At 68.4% G+C, this 19,256-nt stretch carries 20 protein-coding genes; 11 read left to right on the plus strand and 9 right to left on the minus strand.

Annotated features, from left to right (window positions below; genetic code table 11):
* Positions 1–96 precede the first annotated feature (96 nt).
* From glpX to ABZ382_RS22170, 3 genes are all read left to right on the plus strand, one after another.
* Positions 97–1,128 (plus strand): class II fructose-bisphosphatase, encoded by a 1,032-nt coding sequence (glpX, locus tag ABZ382_RS22160; RefSeq protein WP_357091671.1) that lies wholly within the window; start codon positions 97–99, stop codon positions 1,126–1,128.
* Between the two features lie 154 nt (positions 1,129–1,282).
* The gene (locus ABZ382_RS22165; protein WP_357091673.1) at positions 1,283–2,674 is read left to right on the plus strand and encodes a class II fumarate hydratase; all 1,392 of its coding nucleotides are present in this window, start codon (positions 1,283–1,285) and stop codon (positions 2,672–2,674) included.
* Between the two features lie 87 nt (positions 2,675–2,761).
* Positions 2,762–3,514, plus strand: coding sequence for an isocitrate lyase/phosphoenolpyruvate mutase family protein (locus tag ABZ382_RS22170; protein WP_357091676.1), 753 nt, complete (start codon positions 2,762–2,764; stop codon positions 3,512–3,514).
* 16 nt (positions 3,515–3,530) lie between these two features.
* On the opposite strand, the gene ABZ382_RS22175 is transcribed toward ABZ382_RS22170, so the two are convergent.
* Positions 3,531–4,709 (minus strand): FAD-dependent monooxygenase, encoded by a 1,179-nt coding sequence (locus tag ABZ382_RS22175; RefSeq protein WP_357091679.1) that lies wholly within the window; start codon positions 4,707–4,709, stop codon positions 3,531–3,533.
* A gap of 103 nt (positions 4,710–4,812) precedes the next feature.
* Between ABZ382_RS22175 and ABZ382_RS22180 the strand changes: the two genes are divergently transcribed.
* The gene (locus tag ABZ382_RS22180; RefSeq protein WP_357091682.1) at positions 4,813–5,541 is read left to right on the plus strand and encodes a TetR/AcrR family transcriptional regulator; all 729 of its coding nucleotides are present in this window, start codon (positions 4,813–4,815) and stop codon (positions 5,539–5,541) included.
* A 49-nt stretch (positions 5,542–5,590) separates the two neighbouring features.
* On the plus strand, positions 5,591–6,013 hold the full coding sequence (locus ABZ382_RS22185; protein WP_357091684.1) for a limonene-1,2-epoxide hydrolase family protein: 423 nt from the start codon (positions 5,591–5,593) through the stop codon (positions 6,011–6,013).
* Positions 6,014–6,204: 191 nt separating this feature from the next.
* Here ABZ382_RS22185 and ABZ382_RS22190 read toward each other — a convergent pair whose 3' ends face one another.
* The 3 genes from ABZ382_RS22190 to ABZ382_RS22200 form a co-directional block, all read right to left on the minus strand.
* Complete coding sequence (locus tag ABZ382_RS22190; RefSeq protein WP_357091687.1) at positions 6,205–7,062, minus strand: acyl-ACP desaturase; 858 nt, start codon at positions 7,060–7,062, stop codon at positions 6,205–6,207.
* Between the two features lie 196 nt (positions 7,063–7,258).
* Positions 7,259–8,659, minus strand: coding sequence for a PhoH family protein (locus tag ABZ382_RS22195; protein ID WP_357091690.1), 1,401 nt, complete (start codon positions 8,657–8,659; stop codon positions 7,259–7,261).
* 243 nt (positions 8,660–8,902) lie between these two features.
* Complete coding sequence (locus ABZ382_RS22200; RefSeq protein ID WP_357091693.1) at positions 8,903–9,274, minus strand: DUF488 family protein; 372 nt, start codon at positions 9,272–9,274, stop codon at positions 8,903–8,905.
* A 22-nt stretch (positions 9,275–9,296) separates the two neighbouring features.
* Here ABZ382_RS22200 and ABZ382_RS22205 point away from each other — a divergent pair, with 22 nt between their 5' ends.
* Positions 9,297–9,569, plus strand: a complete 273-nt coding sequence (locus tag ABZ382_RS22205) for a hypothetical protein (protein WP_357091696.1) — start codon at positions 9,297–9,299, stop codon at positions 9,567–9,569.
* A gap of 14 nt (positions 9,570–9,583) precedes the next feature.
* Here ABZ382_RS22205 and ABZ382_RS22210 read toward each other — a convergent pair whose 3' ends face one another.
* Complete coding sequence (locus ABZ382_RS22210; RefSeq protein ID WP_357091699.1) at positions 9,584–9,904, minus strand: hypothetical protein; 321 nt, start codon at positions 9,902–9,904, stop codon at positions 9,584–9,586.
* Between the two features lie 61 nt (positions 9,905–9,965).
* Here ABZ382_RS22210 and ABZ382_RS22215 point away from each other — a divergent pair, with 61 nt between their 5' ends.
* Positions 9,966–10,274 (plus strand): glutaredoxin domain-containing protein, encoded by a 309-nt coding sequence (locus ABZ382_RS22215; protein ID WP_357091702.1) that lies wholly within the window; start codon positions 9,966–9,968, stop codon positions 10,272–10,274.
* A 60-nt stretch (positions 10,275–10,334) separates the two neighbouring features.
* On the opposite strand, the gene glyA is transcribed toward ABZ382_RS22215, so the two are convergent.
* Positions 10,335–11,633, minus strand: coding sequence for a serine hydroxymethyltransferase (gene glyA / locus ABZ382_RS22220; RefSeq protein ID WP_357091705.1), 1,299 nt, complete (start codon positions 11,631–11,633; stop codon positions 10,335–10,337).
* Positions 11,634–12,111: 478 nt separating this feature from the next.
* Entirely contained in the window at positions 12,112–13,308 is a 1,197-nt protein-coding gene (locus tag ABZ382_RS22225) for a DUF885 domain-containing protein (RefSeq protein WP_357091708.1), read from the minus strand.
* 240 nt (positions 13,309–13,548) lie between these two features.
* Between ABZ382_RS22225 and coaA the strand changes: the two genes are divergently transcribed.
* Positions 13,549–14,481, plus strand: coding sequence for a type I pantothenate kinase (coaA, locus tag ABZ382_RS22230; protein ID WP_357091711.1), 933 nt, complete (start codon positions 13,549–13,551; stop codon positions 14,479–14,481).
* 6 nt (positions 14,482–14,487) lie between these two features.
* Here coaA and ABZ382_RS22235 read toward each other — a convergent pair whose 3' ends face one another.
* Together ABZ382_RS22235 and ABZ382_RS22240 are read right to left on the minus strand one after the other, a co-directional pair.
* Entirely contained in the window at positions 14,488–15,093 is a 606-nt protein-coding gene (locus tag ABZ382_RS22235) for a hypothetical protein (protein ID WP_357091713.1), read from the minus strand.
* Between the two features lie 115 nt (positions 15,094–15,208).
* Entirely contained in the window at positions 15,209–15,988 is a 780-nt protein-coding gene (locus ABZ382_RS22240) for an isoprenyl transferase (protein WP_357091716.1), read from the minus strand.
* Positions 15,989–16,187: 199 nt separating this feature from the next.
* On the opposite strand from ABZ382_RS22240, the gene ABZ382_RS22245 reads away from it, so the two are divergent.
* From ABZ382_RS22245 to ABZ382_RS22255, 3 genes are all read left to right on the plus strand, one after another.
* Positions 16,188–16,895 (plus strand): hemolysin III family protein, encoded by a 708-nt coding sequence (locus ABZ382_RS22245; protein WP_357091719.1) that lies wholly within the window; start codon positions 16,188–16,190, stop codon positions 16,893–16,895.
* A 57-nt stretch (positions 16,896–16,952) separates the two neighbouring features.
* Positions 16,953–18,530 carry an adenylate/guanylate cyclase domain-containing protein gene (locus tag ABZ382_RS22250; protein ID WP_357091722.1) on the plus strand — a complete coding sequence of 526 codons (1,578 nt, stop codon included), beginning with the start codon at positions 16,953–16,955 and terminating at the stop codon, positions 18,528–18,530.
* 236 nt (positions 18,531–18,766) lie between these two features.
* Positions 18,767–19,255, plus strand: a complete 489-nt coding sequence (locus ABZ382_RS22255) for a hypothetical protein (protein ID WP_357091724.1) — start codon at positions 18,767–18,769, stop codon at positions 19,253–19,255.
* Position 19,256: the final 1 nt, after the last annotated feature.

Genomic DNA, 19,256 nt, shown 5'->3' on the forward strand with positions numbered 1-19,256 from the left:
ACGACCAGCGCGAAAGTGAAACGTCAGTACTTGCGTGGAGCCCAAAACCGCAATGCGACAATTTACGCAGCAGTTGACAACAAGGAGGCTCCTCTCATGACCGCATCCAGCCGCCGCGAGGCACCGGACCGCAACCTCGCACTCGAGTTGGTCCGGGTCACCGAGGCCGGCGCCATGGCCGCGGGCCGCTGGGTAGGCCGGGGTGACAAGGAAGGCGGCGACGGCGCTGCCGTGGACGCCATGCGTCAGCTGGTCGCGACCGTCTCCATGCGCGGCATCGTGGTGATCGGTGAGGGCGAGAAGGACGAAGCGCCCATGCTGTACAACGGCGAGCTGGTCGGCGACGGCACCGGCGCCGAGCTGGACTTCGCGGTCGACCCGATCGACGGCACCACCCTGATGTCGAAGGGCTCCCCCGGCGCCATCTCCGTGCTGGCGGTCGCCGAGCGCGGCGCCATGTTCGACCCGTCGGCCGTGTTCTACATGGAGAAGATCGCCGTCGGCCCCGACGCCGCCGATGTCATCGACCTGAGCGCCCCGATCTCGGAGAACCTGCGCCGCGTCGCCAAGGCCAAGAACTCCGCGATCTCGGACCTCACCGTCTGCATCCTGGACCGTCCCCGCCACGCCGAGCACATGAAGGCCGTGCGCGAGGCGGGCGCCCGCATCCGCCTCATCTCCGACGGTGACGTGGCCGGTGCGATCGCCACCGCTCGCCCGGAGTCCGGCGTCGACATGCTGATCGGTATCGGCGGCACCCCCGAGGGCATCATCGCCGCGGCCGCCATGCGCTGCATGGGCGGCGCGCTGCAGGCCAGGCTGGCCCCGAAGGACGATGCCGAGAAGCAGAAGGCCATCGACGCCGGCCACGACCTGGACCGGATCCTGTCCACCACGGACCTGGTCTCCGGCGACGACGTGTTCTTCAGCGCCACCGGCGTCACCGACGGTGACCTGCTCAAGGGCGTGCGCTACTACGGTGGCGGCGCCTACACCCAGTCCATCGTGATGCGCGCCAAGTCCGGCACCATCCGCATGATCGACGGCTTCCACCGTCTGACCAAGCTGCGCGAGTACGCGTCGGTGGACTTCGTGGGCGACGAGCACGCCACCCCGCCGCTGCCCTGATCGGCATCGCCAAACTGATTGCCGCCCCGGTGGATACATCCACCGGGGCGGTTTCGCGTCCGGTGCGCGGGCGGCCCTATTCCCGGCGCGCGTGTGCCGATTCCCTCAGGCGTGGCACTCCCGCGAGGCGCGGGACGGGCCTAGGGTCGAATTCATGACCGAGTACCGGATCGAGCACGACACGATGGGTGAGGTTCGTGTCCCCGTCGACGCCCTGTGGCGCGCGCAGACGCAGCGCGCGGTGGAGAACTTCCCGATCAGCGGACGCGGCCTGGAGCGCGCGCAGATTCGCGCGCTCGGCCTGCTGAAGGCGGCCTGCGCCGCGGTGAACCGCGATCTGGGCCTGCTGGACAAGACCAAGGCCGACGCCATCATCGCGGCCGCCAACGAGATCGCCGACGGCCGCCACGACGACCAGTTCCCGATCGACGTGTTCCAGACCGGGTCCGGCACCAGTTCGAACATGAACGCCAACGAGGTGATCGCGAGCATCGCCGCCCGCGACGGCGTGACCGTGCACCCCAACGACGACGTCAACATGTCGCAGTCCTCCAACGACACCTTCCCCACCGCAACGCATCTCGCGGCCACCGAGGCCGTGATCAAGGAACTGATCCCCGCCCTGGACCATCTGCGGCTGGCCTTGCAGGACAAGTCGCGGGAGTGGAAGTCGGTCGTCAAGTCCGGCCGCACGCACCTGATGGACGCGGTCCCGGTCACCCTGGGCCAGGAGTTCGGCGGCTACACCCGCCAGGTGGGCGCGGGCGTCGAACGGCTGCTGGCCACCCTGCCGCGCGTCGGTGAGCTGGCCATCGGCGGCACCGCCGTCGGCACCGGTCTCAACGCTCCCGCCGGGTTCGGCGCGAAAGTCGTTGCGGAACTGACGAAGGCGACCGACCTCGACCACCTGTCCGAGGCCCGCGACCACTTCGAGGCCCAGGCCGCCCGCGACGCGCTGGTGGAGCTGTCCGGCGCCCTGCGTACGGTCGCGATCAGCCTCACCAAGATCGCCAACGACATTCGCTGGATGGGGTCGGGCCCCCTCACCGGCCTCGCCGAACTCCAGCTGCCGGATCTCCAGCCCGGTTCCTCGATCATGCCCGGCAAGGTGAATCCGGTCCTGCCCGAAGCGGTTACGCAGGTGGCCGCGCAGGTCATCGGCAATGACGCCGCCATCGCGTGGGGCGGCGGCAACGGCGCGTTCGAACTGAACGTCTACATCCCCGTGATGGCCCGCAACGTTCTCGAATCGATCCGCCTGCTGGCCAACGTCTCCCGCCTGTTCGCCGACAAGTGCGTGTCCGGTCTCGTGGCCGACGTCGACCGGCTGCGGCACCTCGCGGAATCCTCCCCGTCCATCGTGACCCCGCTGAACTCGGCCATCGGCTACGAGGAAGCCGCCGCCGTGGCCAAGCAGGCCCTGAAGGAACACAAGACGATCCGCCAGACGGTCATCGACCGCGGCCTGATCGGCGACAACCTGTCCCTCGAGGAACTCGACCGCCGCCTGAACGTGCTCTCGATGGCCAAGGTCGACGGCAACTGACCTCGGCGCCACCGGCACCGGCGTGAGACCGGTGCCGGTGGCGCAGTCCACCTTTCGCCGACCGACACCGTCAGGCAGGATCGAATCATGAGCCTCGAGCAGCAAGCCGCCGATTTTCTCGCTCTGCACCAGCCCGGTAATCCCGTCATCCTGCCGACCGTGTGGGATGCCTGGTCCGCGACTCTCGTTCGGGAGGCCGGGTTCTCGGCGATCACCGTCGGGAGCCATCCGCTCGCGAATTCGCTGGGGAAGGCCGATCGGGAGGGGATGACCTTCGCCGAGGTGACCTCGCGGATTCGGGAGATCACGGCCGCCGTGGATGTTCCCGTCTCGGTGGACATCGAGTCCGGGTATGCGCAGAAGCCCGCGACCCTGATCGAGGGTCTGCTGGAGGCCGGGGCGGTCGGTCTCAATATCGAGGACACCGTGCACAGCGAGGGCGGGCGACTTCGGGAGCCGCAGGAGCACGCGGATCTGGTCGGTGAGTTGCGGCAGGCCGCCGATGCGACCGGGGTGCATGTCGTGCTGAACGCGCGCACCGATGTGTTCCTGCGTCCCGATACCGGGACTCCGGCGGAGCGGTTGGACAGCGCGCTCGAGCGGTTGCGTCTCGCCGCGGCCGCCGGGGCCGACGTGCTCTATCCGGTCGGCCGGCACGAGCCGGAGGTGTTGCGGCGGCTCACCGGTGAACTGCCGTTGCCGGTCAATGCCATCGGCATCCCCACCCAGGGCGGGCGGGAGTACTTCGCCGAATTGGGTGTGGCCCGAGTGAGTTTCGGGCCGTTCCTGCAGAACGCGCTGACCGACTACGCGAACGGGCTGTTCGGGCCCTGGCGTTGAACCCACGGCGACCGGCTCAGTGGGAGACCAGCGCCGGGTAGTCGAGCAGTTCGATGTCGTTCTTCGCCGAATCGGCGTACTTCAGCATCATGTCGAAGGCCCAGGATCCCAGGAACCAGTTGCGGAGACGCAGGCCCAGGGCGGTTTTCGGGGCCAGGAACGGGCCGGGGCGGGCGTCGTCGGCCTTGCGCAGGTAGCGCTTCATGATGTCCTCGTAGCGAGCGAAGGCGACGGTGTGGTCGCCGTCGGCGACGGCCAGTTCCCCGGCCAGGACGTACGCGCCGACGACGGCGAGCCCGGTGCCGAATCCGGCGAGGGTGTTGCCGTACCCGGCGTCGCCGACCAGGGCCACGCGTCCGGACACGAAGTTCTTCATCGTCACCTTGCTCAGCGAGTCCAGGTAGAACCCGTCCAGGTGCGGGAGGTCGGCCAGCATGGCGGGCACGTCGCCGCCCATGCCGGCGAACTTCTCGGCGACGATCCGGCGCTGCTCGTCGAAATCGTCTCGCGAGTAATCGAGTTCGGGTGAGGCGAACATGTACATCTGCGCGGCCTTCGCCCCGCCATCGACCGCGAGCCGCCCGGGCGCGGTCCAGCCGCGGGACACCGCCCGCTCGCGCGGGGCGTCGGCGTCCTCCCACAGCGACGCGCCCGCGAGCGCGTAGTAGTAACCCCGGTAGGCGAGGAATTCGGATTCGGGTCCGAAGGCCAGTTTCCGTACCCGCGAGTGGATTCCGTCGCAGCCGACGACCAGGTCGAAGCGCCGGGCCGGGGCGTGCGCGAATTCGACGTCCACGCCGTCGGCGGTCTCGGTGAGCGCGGTGACGGTGTCGCCGAACAGGTATTCGCAAGTGCCGGCGGTGTGCTCGTACATGATCGCGGCCAGGTCGCCGCGCAGGATCTCGACGTCGCCGCCGGTGAAGTCGCCGGAGATGAGGGCCCGCTGCTGCCCGGACTCGTCGAGCATGACCATGTCGGTCTTGCCGGTCTGGCGGCGTTCGATGTCGGCGAGCACGCCCATCCGCTCGAGCACGGTCATGTGGGTCTCGCCGGTGAAGTCGATGGCCTGTCCGCCGGTGCGCAGGGCGGGCGCCTTCTCGACCACGGTCACCTGGAAGCCGTAGCGGTGCAGCCAGTAGGCGAGGGCGGGACCGGCGACGCTGGCTCCGGAGACGAGGACGGTGGTGTTGCGCATGATGACCCCTTCAGTAACTGCGTCCGGCAGACGCTGTTGATGATTAATAGAGTATGGTGGACGCAGTTAGGTGTCAACCCAGAAATCCGGAAGGATGGCGACCATGCCGGCACCCACCACCCGCGAACTGCTCTGGGGCACCCCCGACCGCCCCCGGCGCGGGCCCAAACCCTCGCTCACCCTCGAGCGCATCGTCGCCGAGGCGGTCGCCCTCGCCGACGCCGAAGGCCTGGCCAGCCTGTCCATGGCCCGGCTCGCCGAACGGCTCGGCTGCGCCAAGATGGCCCTGTACCGCTACGTCCCCGGCAAGACCGAGCTCACCGCGCTCATGCTGGACGCCGCCCTGAGCTCACCGCCGGAGAACCACACCGACCCCGCCGATCCGGAATCGTGGCGGGCCTACCTGCGGGAGTGGTCCGGAACCTTCTTCGGCAACGCCGTAGCCCACCCCTGGCTCAACGAACTGGCCACCGGTGTCCGGGTGATGGGCCCCAACGAATTGGCCTGGCTGGAGACCGCTCTCGCCGTGCTGGACCGCAGCGGCCTGACCCACGCGGAACGCCTCGACACCGTCGTCCTGCTGCTCAACCACGTACGCGGGATGGGCTTGCAGACCGGGACCGCCGGCGTGGACCTCGAGGGCGAGCTGGCGCGGGAGATGACCGCGGTGTTCCTCACCCAGGCCGACCGCTTCCCGCACGCGGCGGTGGCGCTCGCCGAAGCCGTCCCCGGTACCGGGAGCGCGGCCACGGCGGGCCGCGACAATGCCCTCGACTACGGCATCGAGCGCATCCTGGACGGGGTGGCGTCGCTCATCGCGACACGGCGGTAGTTGCCGGGAATGTCTGTGCCGCGGCCCGGATTCGGCTTACGCTCGGCAGATGGCGGAGCTACCCGAGCTGAAGCAGGATCCGGTCACCACCGTGCGCGAATTCTTCGCCGCGCTGGAGATGAACATCGTGCCCGAGGCCCTCGAACTGGCCGACCCGGGCATCGTCTGGAAGAACACCTCGCTGCCCGACGTGCGCGGTATCGACCGGGTGCGCTGGGTGCTGGGCCTGTTCAACAACCCGCGCTTCGGCTTCCGGGCCGATATGCACCACATCGCCGCGACCGACGACGGGGTGGTGCTCACCGAGCGCACCGACTACCTGCGGGTGGGCCCGATCGAGATCGCGTTCTGGGTGTGCGGCACCTTCGAGTTCCGCAATGGCCGCATCACGCTGTGGCACGACCATTTCTCGTGGGAGAACGTCCTGCGCGGCACGGCGACCGGCGTGGTGCGCGCGATACTCCCGCACTGAGCCGCGTCGGCACAACGGCTGCCCCGCGAAAGCACAACGCCCGCCACGATTCTCGCGGCGGGCGTCGGCATCGAAACCGCGCACGAGGCGCGGCGTCAGGCTGGGGGCCCCGGCGGTTCCGGGGCACGGCGGGCGGTTCGGTCGCGGTGCCCATTCAGGCGCGTCGACCGATCCACCCGCGTCGGCTTGGTTCAGGGGCGCAGGTGGGCCAGTTCGGCGCGCGCCTTCTCGCCTTCCTCGCCGAGGTCGGTGCGGGTGAACACCTTCCACTGCTCGAGCAGCGGTCCGAACACCAGCTCGGGCTCCTGGGCGCGGTCGTAGATCCCGGCCGCGGCCAGCACCTCGTCGCTGGAGCGGCCGTCGGACAGTTCGATCACCGGCACCTGGAAGTCGGCGACGCGATTGGCGATCGCCCGCAGGGTCTGGTCGGGGGCCAGGTCCAGCGCGGCGGAGATCAGGTTGGCGAAGAAGACGGCCTGCAGTTCGTCGTCGGCGGCCAGGCGGTCGGCGATGGACGCGACCATGACGTCGTCGGCGAGGCGGGCGGTATTGCGGTGCCGGACGGCGGCGGCGGCCTCTTCGAAGGCGGCCACGGCGAGCACCTCGAGCAGGTGCATGCCGGGACGGTTGAAGCTGGCGGTCATGGCCGCCATGCGCATGCGCTCCAGCGCGATCGGGTCGACGGCGCGGGTGACCATGAGGAAGTTGCGGATGAGGATCTCGTGCCGGTTCTCCTCGGCGGTCCAGCGGCCGACCCACCGCCACCAGGGGCCGGTGCGCAGGTACTTGCCCAGCTCACGGTGGTAGGAGGGCAGGTTGTCGGCGATCAGGACGCTCACCGTGAGGGCGGTCTTGGCGACCTCGCTCAGCTCGGATTGCGCCGGGTCCCAATCGGTTCCGCCCATGGCCTGGAAGTTGCGGCCGTCGGACCACGGCACGTAGTCGTGGGGCTGCCACTCCGGGCTGAGGTCGATATGCCGCGTGAGGTTGTTCTCCACCTCCGCCGCGAGTGAATCCAGCAGGTCCCGATCGGCCAAAACGTTGTGCACGCGAACAACCTAGCGGCAGATCGGCAAATATGGGGACCTTCGGCAACAATTCGAAAAAGCTATCGCCGCTACTTCTCGGCGACCGTGGTCTCGTTGTCACACCAGGGATGGCTCTCGCCACCGCCTCTTGCCGAGAAAACGCCTGGTCGGAGAGCGCGTCGCTCTCCGACCAGGCGGGTGAACTACCTACCGAATGTCAGGAATTCGGTCCGAACTCCTCCAGCATCTCGGTGACCAGCGCCGCGATCGGCGACCGCTCACTGCGGGTGAGGGTGACGTGCGCGAACAGCGGGTGTCCCTTGAGCTTCTCGATCACCGCGGCCACGCCGTCGTGCCGGCCCACCCGCAGGTTGTCGCGCTGCGCCACATCGTGGGTGAGGACCACCCGCGATCCGCTGCCCAACCGGCTCAGGACGGTGAGCAGCACATTGCGTTCCAGCGACTGCGCCTCGTCCACGATCACGAAGGAGTCGTGCAGCGAGCGTCCTCGAATGTGGGTGAGCGGCAACACCTCCAGCATGCCGCGCGCCTGCACCTCCTCCATCACCTCGGGGCTGGCCAGCCCCTCCAGGGTGTCGAAGACGGCCTGCGCCCACGGCCCCATCTTGTCGCTCTCCGAGCCCGGCAGATAGCCGAGCTCCTGCCCGCCCACCGCGTAGAGCGGGCGGAACACCACCACCTTCCGATGCGTGCGGCGCTCCAGCACCGCCTCCAGTCCGGCTGTCAGCGCCAGCGCGGATTTACCGGTACCGGCCCGCCCGCCGAGCGAGATGATGCCGACGCTCTCGTCCAGCAGCAGATCGAGCGCGATCCGCTGTTCGGCCGAGCGCCCGTGCAGTCCGAACGCCTCCCGGTCGCCGCGCACCAGCTGTACCCGTTTGTCCGGCGTGACCCGGGCCAGGGCGCTGCCGCGTGGGCTGACCATGCGAATCCCGGTGTGGCAGGGCATGTCCCGAGCCTCGTCGAGATCGATGACCGAATCGGCGTAGAGCTTGTCGACGGTGGCCGTGGCCACCTCGAGCTCCACCATGCCGGTCCACCCGGAGATGACGACATCCTGGGCGTGGTATTCCTCGGCCTGCAGGCCGACCGCGCCGGCCTTGACCCGCAGCGGAATGTCCTTGGATACCAGTGCGACCCGCTGGCCCTCGGCGGCCAGGTTGAGCGCGCACGCCAGAATGCGGGAATCGTTGCTGTCGGTGCGGAATCCGACGGGCAGTACCGCGGGGTCGGTGTGGTTCAACTCCACCTGGAGTGTCCCGCCCTGGGTGCCGACCTGCACCCGCTGATCGAGCCGACCGTGCGCCAAGCGCATATCGTCCAGCATGCGCAGCGCCTCGCGAGCGAACCAGCCGAGTTCGTGGTGGTGCCGTTTGGCCTCGAGCTCACTGATCACCACCAGCGGCAGCACCACGTGGTGCTCGCCGAAGCGGGTCAGGGCCCAGGGGTCGGACAGCAACACCGACGTGTCGACTACGAAGGTTTTCGGTCCGGAATCGGACGACTGCGAGGCGCGAACTCCCCGTGTCGTGGGCCGCGGGCTCTGGTCAGAGCCGGCGTCCCTGGTGGGAGCGTTGACGGAGCGTGCATCAGTCACGGTGGGCTCCTTTGCCACTCGCGCGACACCGCGCGAGCGTTCTCGCTGGGCCGGTCAGCCTTGGGGTCGTACGACCCGAGGGCCGGGTGCCGGCCCCCTCGTACTGAGTTGCTCAGTCACGATCAGGACCTCCCGTACGAGCCACACCTACGCGGCCCGCACCCCCGACGCTACCGCCGAATTCGCGATCCGGCCGCCGGACTATCGGGCGCATTCGTGAAGATCGGGTTAACGGGAGTCCCGTTAGGGCGTTTCGCCCAATTCTGCGAGAAGTACCGGGACATGGCTGTGCTCCGGCTCTTTCGTAGCCGTGACCAGGGTCAACGGACCGGTGGCGGCCTCCTCCCGGAGGTGCGCCAGACCTTCGCGGGCCGCATCGGCCCCGAGCTCGATTCGATACTTGCGCTCGAATTCGGCACGGCGTGTCTCCGGCGCGGCGTGATACCACTTGCGAAGTTCGTTCGACGGGGTCACGTCTTTGGCCCATTCGTCAATGGCCGCTTGCTGTTTGCTGATGCCGCGCGGCCACAGCCGGTCCACCAGCACGCGGCGGCCGTCGGCGGCATCGGGGGCGTCGTAGACGCGCTTGACCCGGTATCCCGGTTGCTGTGTCATGTGCTCCATTACAGTCGAGACCATGGCCGAAACTCCGGATCTGGCGACGCTGTCCACCAAGGAATTGCACGACCGCGCCGTGAAGCTGGCCGCCCGACGCGGCGACGTCAAATTCCTGTGGCAGCTGCTCAAGGCGATTCCCGGCGCCGAGGTGGCGGCGGGCAAGCAGGGCGAGGGCGAGGTCGACATCTGGAATACCGCGGCCCTGCTCGACGACTACTTCCACGCCGGGGAAGGCAAACTGGGCGAGGTGCTGCGGCCGATGTACGTGGACTACCTCACCAAGCACGCCTGAGACGACAGCGGAATTCAGCCGGCCGGCGTGCCGTGCAGTCCGGTGAGCACGGCACGCACGAACGGCGCGAATCCCTGCGGCCCCGAGGCGAAGTCCTTCATGTGGACGGTGGTGCGGTCACTGGATTCGAAGACGGCGCGCACGATGCGCAGCCGGTCCTCGAGATCCAGGCCCGCACCCATGATCACGTGGTCGATCGGGGTGCGCGCCAACGTGTCCCGCAGATCGGCCAGTCCCGTGCCCGCGTGGATATCGACCTCCGGCAGGCCGACGCGCTCGCGCACCTCGTCCACCACGGCCGACTTCAATCCCAGCAGCAAAACGGTGGTCGTCATCCCCGCCTCCGATCCCCTTGCAGCATAGGCCGTTCCGTCGCCGCGGTCCTACACTCCGGGAATGAGCGCTGATGCCACCGCGGAGCTGATCGTCTACCGGCGTCCCGGCTGTCCCTATTGTTCGCGCATGCGCCGGGTCCTGAACCGGCACGGCATCGTTCACCGTGAGGTCGACATCTGGCAGGACCCCGACGCGGCGGCGTTCGTCCGATCGGTGGCCGACGGCAACGAGACCGTGCCCACGGTCGTGTTCCGCGACGGTTCGACGGAACGCCACTGGGTCAACCCGCATCCCAAGGAGTTGATCGCCACCGTCTCCGCCGACGCTCCCCAGCTCACCGGCGGCCCGCGCAGGTTCTGGACCTTCTGAAACGACGAGCGCCCGCCACGATCGTGAGATTGTGGCGGGCGCTCGGTCGTTCGGCGGGGATCAGCCCAGCAGACGCCAGTCCTCGAGGCCGTCGTACAGCGGGAAGTCCTGGGCCAGCTTGGAGACGCGCTGACGCAGCGAGTCCAGGTCGGCGGAGCCGGTCAGCGCCGCGGCGATGATCTCGGCGACCTCGGTGAACTGCTCGTCGCCGAAGCCGCGTGTGGCCAGCGCCGGGGTGCCGATGCGCAGGCCGGAGGTGACCATCGGCGGGCGCGGGTCGAACGGAACGGCGTTGCGGTTCACGGTGATTCCGATTTCGTGCAGGAGGTCCTCGCCCTGCTGGCCGTCAAGCTGCGAGTTGCGCAGGTCGACCAGGACCAGGTGCACGTCGGTGCCGCCGGTGAGGACGGTGATGCCCTTGTCCTTGGCGTCGGCCTGGGTCAGACGCTCGGCCAGGATCTTGGCGCCGGAGATGGTGCGGGCCTGACGCTCCGCGAACTCCGCGCCGGCGGCGATCTTGAAGGCCACGGCCTTGGCGGCGATGGCGTGCATGAGCGGGCCGCCCTGCTGACCCGGGAAGACATTGGAGTTCAGCTTCTTGGCGAACTCCTGCTTGGCCAGGATCAGGCCGGAGCGGGGGCCGCCCAGGGTCTTGTGCACGGTGGAGGACACGACGTCGGCGTGCGGGACCGGCGACGGGTGCAGCCCGGCCGCGACCAGACCGGCGAAGTGCGCCATGTCGACCCACAGGTACGCGCCGACCTCGTCCGCGATCTCACGGAAGGCGGCGAAGTCCAGGTGACGCGGGTACGCCGACCAGCCGGCGACGATCACCTTCGGGCGGGTGTCGCGGGCGATCTTGCGGACCTCGTCCATGTCGACGCGGTGGTCTTCCTTGGACACGCCATAGGCGTGCACCTCGTAGAGCTTGCCCGAGAAGTTCAGGCGCATGCCGTGGGTGAGGTGACCGCCGTGGGCCAGGTCCAGGCCGAGCAGCTTCTCGCCCGGGTTCATCAGCGCGGACAGGACCGCGGCATTGGCCTGCGCGCCCGAGTGCGGCTGGACGTTGGCGAAGTCGGCGCCGAAGAGCTCCTTGACGCGGGCGCGGGCCAGATCCTCGACGATGTCGACGTTCTCGCAGCCACCGTAGTAGCGGCGGCCCGGGTAGCCCTCGGCGTACTTGTTGGTGAGCACGCTGCCCTGCGCCTGCAGGACCGCGCGCGGCACGAAGTTCTCCGAGGCGATCATCTCGAGGGTGTCGCGCTGGCGAGCGAGTTCGCCGCCCATCGCGGCCGCGACCTCGGGGTCGAGTTCGGCGAGGGACTGGCTGTTCACAGAGGCGCTCGTCTGGGTCGTCACGCCGCCGAGTGTATTGGCCGCCGCCGCGGAGTCGGTCAGTGGGTTCAGAGAATCGTGCATGGCGCACCTCCGTCGTCCGGGTACCCCGAATCGGGATTCGGGGATCGCCAGGCACCCAGGCGCGCGGTGCCGGACTTGGGGTGCTTCCCGGTGGTTACTTCCACCTCGAGTGCGCCAGTCGCGGTCCTCCCATCCTAGCCAACCGCGTTAACAGTCCTTCGAGTGGACAGAATCACAGATACAGGCTATGGCGGAGCAACAAATCTGGGTAAGGTGACGCACGGCTGACCCAGATGGGTCAGTGTCCTTGGCCCTACCCAGATTTCGAGGATTCATCACATGCTGTTCAACATCGCGACCGGTGGCCCGACCGACATCCTGTTCACCCTGCTCCGCACCCTGTGCACCGCCTCCAGCGGCGGCGCGTCCTGCAACGCCTGGGGTGCCTGACCCTTCCGGACTCTTCGGGGAGTACCCCTCACATGCGGCGGATCGCGCCGGGCGTGAGGGGTTCGTCCAACAGACGGCGGAAACGCTCGGACCGCTCGGCGGCATCGCCCGCCCGATCCAGCCAGCCGCCCAGCAGTCGATAGCCCTCCACATAGGTGGAGATGTAAGCCCGCCACAGCGGTGAGGACAGGAAGCGCAGCGACTGCGTGGCCCGCTCCGGCGTGACCAGACTCCAGCGCTGCAGATACTCCGCGACCTCGGTCGAATCACGCTTGCGGTCGTGCAGCAACAGTGCCGCATCCTGGCGCACGCTCAACAGGTTCGCTGACGCCGTCGAAATCCGCTCGGCGCGTTCACCATCGAAACGCAGTCCCAGATCGGCGTAGATCTCCTGCGCCCAGCGGCCCCAACCCGGGCCCACGATCGACTTCAGGGCCAGATCGGCCAGCCCCTCCGCCATCAGGCACTGCGGGGTGTTCACCACGAACAGCGTCTGCTCGTCCTGCCCGGCGCCGACCAGTCCGGCCTCCTTGCGGCAGTGCTCGGTGTGGTGGCCCGGGTAGGACTCGTGCGCGATCAGCGCGGGCAGCTGCGACAGGTGCTGCTTGAGATCGGAGTTGATGGCCACCCGGGACTGGTAGTTGCCCAGGTAGTAGTTGAAGCCCGACCACGGCTTGTCGCCCACCACTTCGTATTCCACGTGCTCGTTGTCGGGCAGCGGGTAGCGGTCGCGGACCAGTTCGCGCAGCGCGCCGGAGAAGGCGGCCACGCATTCCCGCAGGCGGTCGGGCGGGATCTCGTCCTGGCGGCGGTGCGCGGAGATGCGATCCAGCAGCGGGCCGTCGCCGGGCAGCACCTCGTCGAGCTGCCGGTGCGCCTCGCGGTAGTCCTCGGTGTCGCCCGGGGCGATGTCCACGTCGAAGTAGGCGCTCACCTCGTCGACGAAGGAGATGTCCTCCCCCGCGAACTTGCGCCCGGAGCATTCCAGCGCGCGCAGGTGGACGTCGAGGAACTCGACCCGCTCCGCTGACAGGCCCGCCTCGGGCAATTCCTTGCGCAGCGCCGCGGCCCGGTTCGCCAGATCGCGCGGCTCGGGCTTCGGCGCGTTCTCCACCTCGCGCCGCAGGGCGGGATCGCCGGTATAGGCGTCGACGAACCCCTCCTCCAACCGGTCGAAGGCCAGTCCCAGCCGCAGATACTCGGTCACCAAGGGATGCGCTGCCATATCTCGACCCTAGGGGATGCCGCGCGCGTGAGCGGCCCGGATCCCGGTGCTGCGCAGCCTCACCCGACACGCCCGGCGGCTGTGATGTCGCCTATCTCACTCTGGTTACCGGCCAGTAGCAACACCTGGTGTTCACCTCGATGTTGGAGCCGAGCACAATTCGGCTATGCGTGGAGTGTTGGCGACGCGGAGCGAGTGTCAGATCCCAGGACACGAGTGTCGAATGCAAGGACACGAGTAATGGCACGGATGAGCGAGCCCAGCCCCTACGTGGAATTCGACCGCAAGCAGTGGCGCACCCTGCGCAAGGCGACTCCCCTGGTGCTGACCGAAGAGGAACTGGTCGGCCTGCGCGGTCTCGGGGAGCAGATCGACCTCGAAGAGGTCGCCGAGGTCTACCTCCCACTGGCCCGACTCATCCACTTGCAGGTCGCGGCCCGGCAGCGCCTGTTCGCCGCCACCGCCACCTTCCTCGGCGAGACCCACCCCGACCGTCAGGTGCCGTTCGTCATCGGCGTGGCGGGCTCGGTCGCGGTCGGCAAGTCCACCACCGCGCGTGTGCTGCAGGCGCTGCTGGCGCGCTGGGACCACCATCCGCGGGTGGATCTGGTCACCACCGACGGATTCCTCTACCCGACAGCCGAACTCACCCGGCGCGGCATCATGCACCGCAAGGGCTTCCCGGAGTCCTACGACCGGCGCAAGCTGCTGCGTTTCGTCACCGAGGTGAAATCCGGTGCGTCCGAGGTGTGCGCGCCCGTCTACTCGCACATCGCCTACGACATCGTGCCCGGCGAATACCACTGCGTGCGCCAGCCCGACATCCTCATCGTCGAGGGCCTCAACGTGCTGCAGACCGGTCCGCGCCTGATGGTGTCGGACCTGTTCGACTTCTCGGTCTACGTCGACGCCCGCATCGAGGACATCGAGAAGTGGTACGTGCAGCGCTTCCTGTCGCTGCGCAAGACCGCCTTCCAGGACCCGAACTCGCACTTCCACCACTACGCGAACTTCAACGACCAGGAAGCCACCAACCAGGCCAAGGAGATCTGGCACAACACCAACCGGCCGAACCTGGTGGAGAACATCCTGCCCACCCGGCCGCGCGCGACCCTGGTGCTGCGCAAGGACTCCGACCACACCATCAACCGGCTGCGGCTGCGGAAGCTCTGAAACTCGTCAGAGCGTCCAGGCGGCGTCCAGCCGCGCGCCCACATCGATGTCGGTGGCGGCCTTGATGTGCGGCTTCTCGATCTCGGTGGCGATGTAGCGCGCCACGAATCGCCGGATCTCGTGATCCACGCTGGCGATGATGCGCAGCAGTTCGCCGCGGCGGGTGGCGCTGGCCACATTGATCCGCACATTGCTGGGCTGCGGTTCGGCGATCTCGATGAGCACCCGCAGCGGTTCGGCGGTGCGGACCGTCAGATGCAGATGGATGGTGCCGTCCACCCGGAACGGGTAGCGGTCCACCGCGAGGTCGATGAGCAGGTCGACCTTGAGCGGGATCACCAGGTCGAACGAGATGATGTCGTCCACTTCGCGATTGAGCCGGGGCTGCCCGAGCCGCACGGTCGCCGAGAGTTTGGCCAGTTTTCCCGGTCCCGCGCCGATCGGCCCGAATTCGAACGCCTCCCCGGTGAGTTTCCCGAACGCCCCCGCGATCCGCTCCGGTGAGGCGGCGTACTCGAGGAATCTCCGCCCGAAATCCTCATAGCTCAGGTACGGCACCGCGACGACCTGGGATTCCGCTAGGCCGCTCGAGTCCTCACGCAGCTCGCTCATACCACCAGACGGTACGGCAGCGACCGCCCCGCGAATGCCTAAGCCGTTGCACTGCAACGGAACCGTTGACCGACTGTTGCGGGACTACCCGCCGCATTCTCGCTGACCGGGGTGGTCAAACTCCGAAGCGGCGATGCCGGGCCGCGTAATCACGCAGGGCCCGCAGGAAATCCACGCGCCGGAATTCCGGCCAGTACGCCTCGGTGAACCAGATCTCCGAATAGGCGCTCTGCCACAACAGGAATCCGGACAAGCGCTGCTCACCGGACGTGCGGATGACCAGATCCGGATCGGGCTGACCCGAGGTGTAGAGGTGCTGGCCGATGGCGTCGACGGTGATCGACTGCACCAGATCCTCGCCGGTCTCGCCCGCGTCCATCTCCTGGCGGACCAGAGAGCGGACGGCGTCGGCGATCTCCTGGCGACCGCCGTAGCCGATGGCCACATTGACGTGCACCCCGGTGCGGCCCTCGGTGCTCTTGGCCGCCTCGCTGAGCCGGCGCGCGAACTCGGCGGGCAGCTGATCGAGCGCGCCCACGATGCGGACGCTCCAATCCTGTTCCGGCGCAGACAGTTCGTCGACGACGTCGGTGATGACCTCGAAGAGGGTCTCGAGCTCGTCGGAATCGCGGCGCAGATTCTCGGTGGAGAGCAGGTAGAGGGTCACCATCTCGATGCCGGCCTCACCGCACCAGCCGACCAGCTCAGCGATCTTCAGCGCACCGACCCGATGGCCGTGCGAGATGTCGCTGAACCCGTTCTCCCTGGCCCAGCGGCGATTGCCGTCACACATCACCGCGACGTGCCGCGGATGTTGCTTACCCGCCAGCTGCCTGGCCAGCCGTGCTTCGTATACGCGATATGGGAGTCCACGCACCTGACCCACAAACTTCACGGCCGCAACCCTACGCTCACCCGCCTCCCCGCGTATTTTGCCGGTCGAAAGAGCCGTAGAAACTTTCGCACCGGCCAACAGCCGGGTGCCGAACCCATTCTGGACGTACCCGACGAGTTACCCCGACCGTTACGAGATCAGCGGTCACCTCGTGCATCGAAGACAACCTACGGTACCGTAGGTTACCGAGGAGGAACATATGGCCGACATCGTGCAGCCCGTTGATCACACCGCGGGTCTGGTCGAAACCGTCCGCGACGAACTGGCCGCCATCAAGCCCCGCCTGCGCGGCTGGATCCATGCCTGGGCCGTCGGCGTCGCCGCCATCGCGGTGATCGTGCTGGTGTCGGTGGCGAGCACGGTGTCCGGGAAGGCCGCGTGGTCGACGCTGGTCTACGGCATCACCGTGTGCGGGGTGTTCGGGATCAGCGCGACCTATCACCGGGTGAACTGGAAGACCGCGCGCGCCCGCATGTGGATGAAGCGGGCGGACCACTCGATGATCTTCCTGTTCATCGCGGGCAGTTACACGCCGTTCGCGCTGCTCGGGGTGCGCGGGACCGCCGGGAACGTGCTGCTCGCCATCGTGTGGGCGGGCGCGCTGGCGGGGGTGGCGCTGAAGATGCTGTGGCCCACCGCCCCTCGCTGGGTCGGGGTGCCGCTGTATCTCCTGCTCGGCTGGGCGATCGTCCCGGTGGCCGGGACGCTCATCGGCAATGTCGGCTGGACGCCGGTGATGCTGCTGCTCGCGGGCGGGATCGCCTACAGCGTGGGCGGGATCCTGTACGCCGCGCGCTGGCCCGATCCGTGGCCGGAGGTGTTCGGCCACCACGAGTTCTTCCACGCCGCAACGGTGATCGCGGCGCTGTGCCACTACGTCGCGGTCTGGCTGGTCGTGCTGAGCTGATCGAGTAATTCCCCACAAAGGTGCAATCTCGGCCGAAAGTTCCCTAAAGTCTGCTGCGTGACCAGCAGACTCATCCTGTGGGCGCTGCGGGCGCCGGGGGGTCTGTCTGCTGTCGTCATGGCGTGCAACCTCGGCGGCCTGGCGGTGATCACCACCGAACTGTTCCTGAGCGGCTTCCTGAGCCGGCTCGGTTCGAACTGGATCTCCACCTTCATCGGGGTCTCGATCTATCCGGCCATCGGCGCGCTCGCCGGCATCGTGCTCGCGGTGCGCGACCGGCGGCACTACTTCGGCTGGCTGGATCAGCACCGGCCGCCCACCGAACACGAGGCCCGGCGACTACTGCGGCTGCCGCTCGCCATCACCATCCGGGCGCTGGCCATCTGGCTGCCGGGCGTGATCATCGCGGCCGCCATCTTCGCCCATGCCACCGAGGACCGCAGTTTCCCGGTGGTGCTGTCGATGTTCACCCTCGGCGGGCTGGAGTCGGCGGCGCTCACCTATCTGATCGTGGACCGGCTGATCCGGCCGACCATTCCGGTGGTGGCCGAGGTGCTCGACGAGACCGCGCACTGGAGCAATACCGTGCTGGCGCGGGTGCTGGTCACCTTCGCGGTGGCGGGCGCGGTGCCGCTGCTCATGCTGGTCACCGTGCTCGCGGATCCCTCGACCGACAGTGACGACCGCATCCGGACCGGCATCTATCTGGCCATCGTCGGCCTCTCCGCGGGTGTGGTGGCGACGGCGGCGCTGGCGCGCGCGGTGGCCACGCCCATGCACACCCTGCGCGACGCGCTCGATCGGATCGCGCACGGCGATCTCGAGGCGCGGGTGACCATCAACAGCACCAGCGAGATCGGCCGGCTCGAGCATTCGGTGAACGAGCTGGCCGCCAATCTCAGTGAGCGCGAGCGCATGCGGACCGTCTTCGGGCGGCACGTGGGTGACGAGGTGGCGGAACGGGCGCTGTCCGGCAGCCCCAGCCTCACCGGCGACATGCGGGAGGCGACGGCCCTGTTCGTGGACGTCACCGGTTCGGTGGCGCTGGCCACCGAGCTCGCCCCGCACGACTTCGTGGCCAAGCTCAACCGGCTGCTGACCATCGTGGTCGCGGCCACCGAGGACAACCACGGTCTGGTCAACAAGTTCGAAGGCGATGCGGCGCTGTGCATCTTCGGCGCGCCCATCGCCCTCGACGACAACGCCACCCCCGCACTGCAGGCGGCCCGCCGCATCCGCGACGAGGTGGCCGCGCTCGGCGAACTCGAGGTGGGCATCGGCATCGCCCGCGGCTGCGTCTTCGCCGGTGACGTCGGCACCGACACTCGCCTGGAATTCACGGTCATCGGCGACGCTGTCAACGAGGCCGCCCGTCTGACCACCGAGGCGAAACTGGTTCCCCGCCGGATTCTCGCGTCTCAGGCGGTCATAGAAGCCGCCTCCGACGCCGAGCGCACACAGTGGATCCTGCACGACACTCTCCACCTCCGCGGCCGCAAGGAACCCACTCCGGGCTGGACCGATGTACCGGCCGCCGTGCCCGCGTCCCCCGCGTCGATCCACCGCAACGGCACCGCCCCGCAGGACGACCCCCGACCGGCCGCACCCCAACCCCCGGAACCCGCCGATCGCTGATCATTCAATCCACGCGAACGTGGGGTGCGAACTCGGCGGGACCTGGCAATACACGGATAACCTCAACACGCCCCGGACTGTAGGACCGCCCAGTCCCTCCGGGCAACGGAATATGCGCGTTGGCTATACCGGGTCGATCCGCCGGGCCCTTCGATCCCACTGTCGTACTACGCGATCGACGCAGGCTCGTACCCGAGGGTGATTCCCGGCGAGGCCGAAGCCCCGACAGTGAGTGCATGGAGGAGATCGGCGCGTTCGAGCGGAAGTCGGCGGCAGGGTGGGAGCGGCCCGAGCGGGCGGTGCTCGCGTATCGGGCGGTGGTGGTGGCCCTGGTCGCCGGGGTGGCGGAGACGCTGGTGCGGGCGGCGCGGGTGCTCGAGGATCCCGGGGTCGGGCTGTCGGGTGTCGCGGCCGGGCTGGGGGTTCGGGCGGCGATCTATCTGACGGTTTTCTGGCTCGCGGCACGCATGTTGTTCGGAAGCCGATGGGCGCGAGGGATTCTCGTGGTCGGGCTGGGCACCGTCGGATTGGCTTCGCTGGTGGCGGAGCCGCTCGACGCGCTGCTCGCGGCCGATTCCACGGGTGTGCTGTTCACCGGCTGGAACCCGGCCTCCGCGCTGATCGGGCTTTTCCGCGCCGCGCATATCCTCGCGGTCCTGGTCGCCGTTCCGGCCGCCGTGCTGGCGGGAAACCGAGTCCAGGCCATGCGATCTCGCGTGGCCTGAC

The sequence above is a fragment of the Nocardia sp. NPDC005825 genome, from assembly GCF_040630175.1.
GTDB lineage: Bacteria > Actinomycetota > Actinomycetes > Mycobacteriales > Mycobacteriaceae > Nocardia.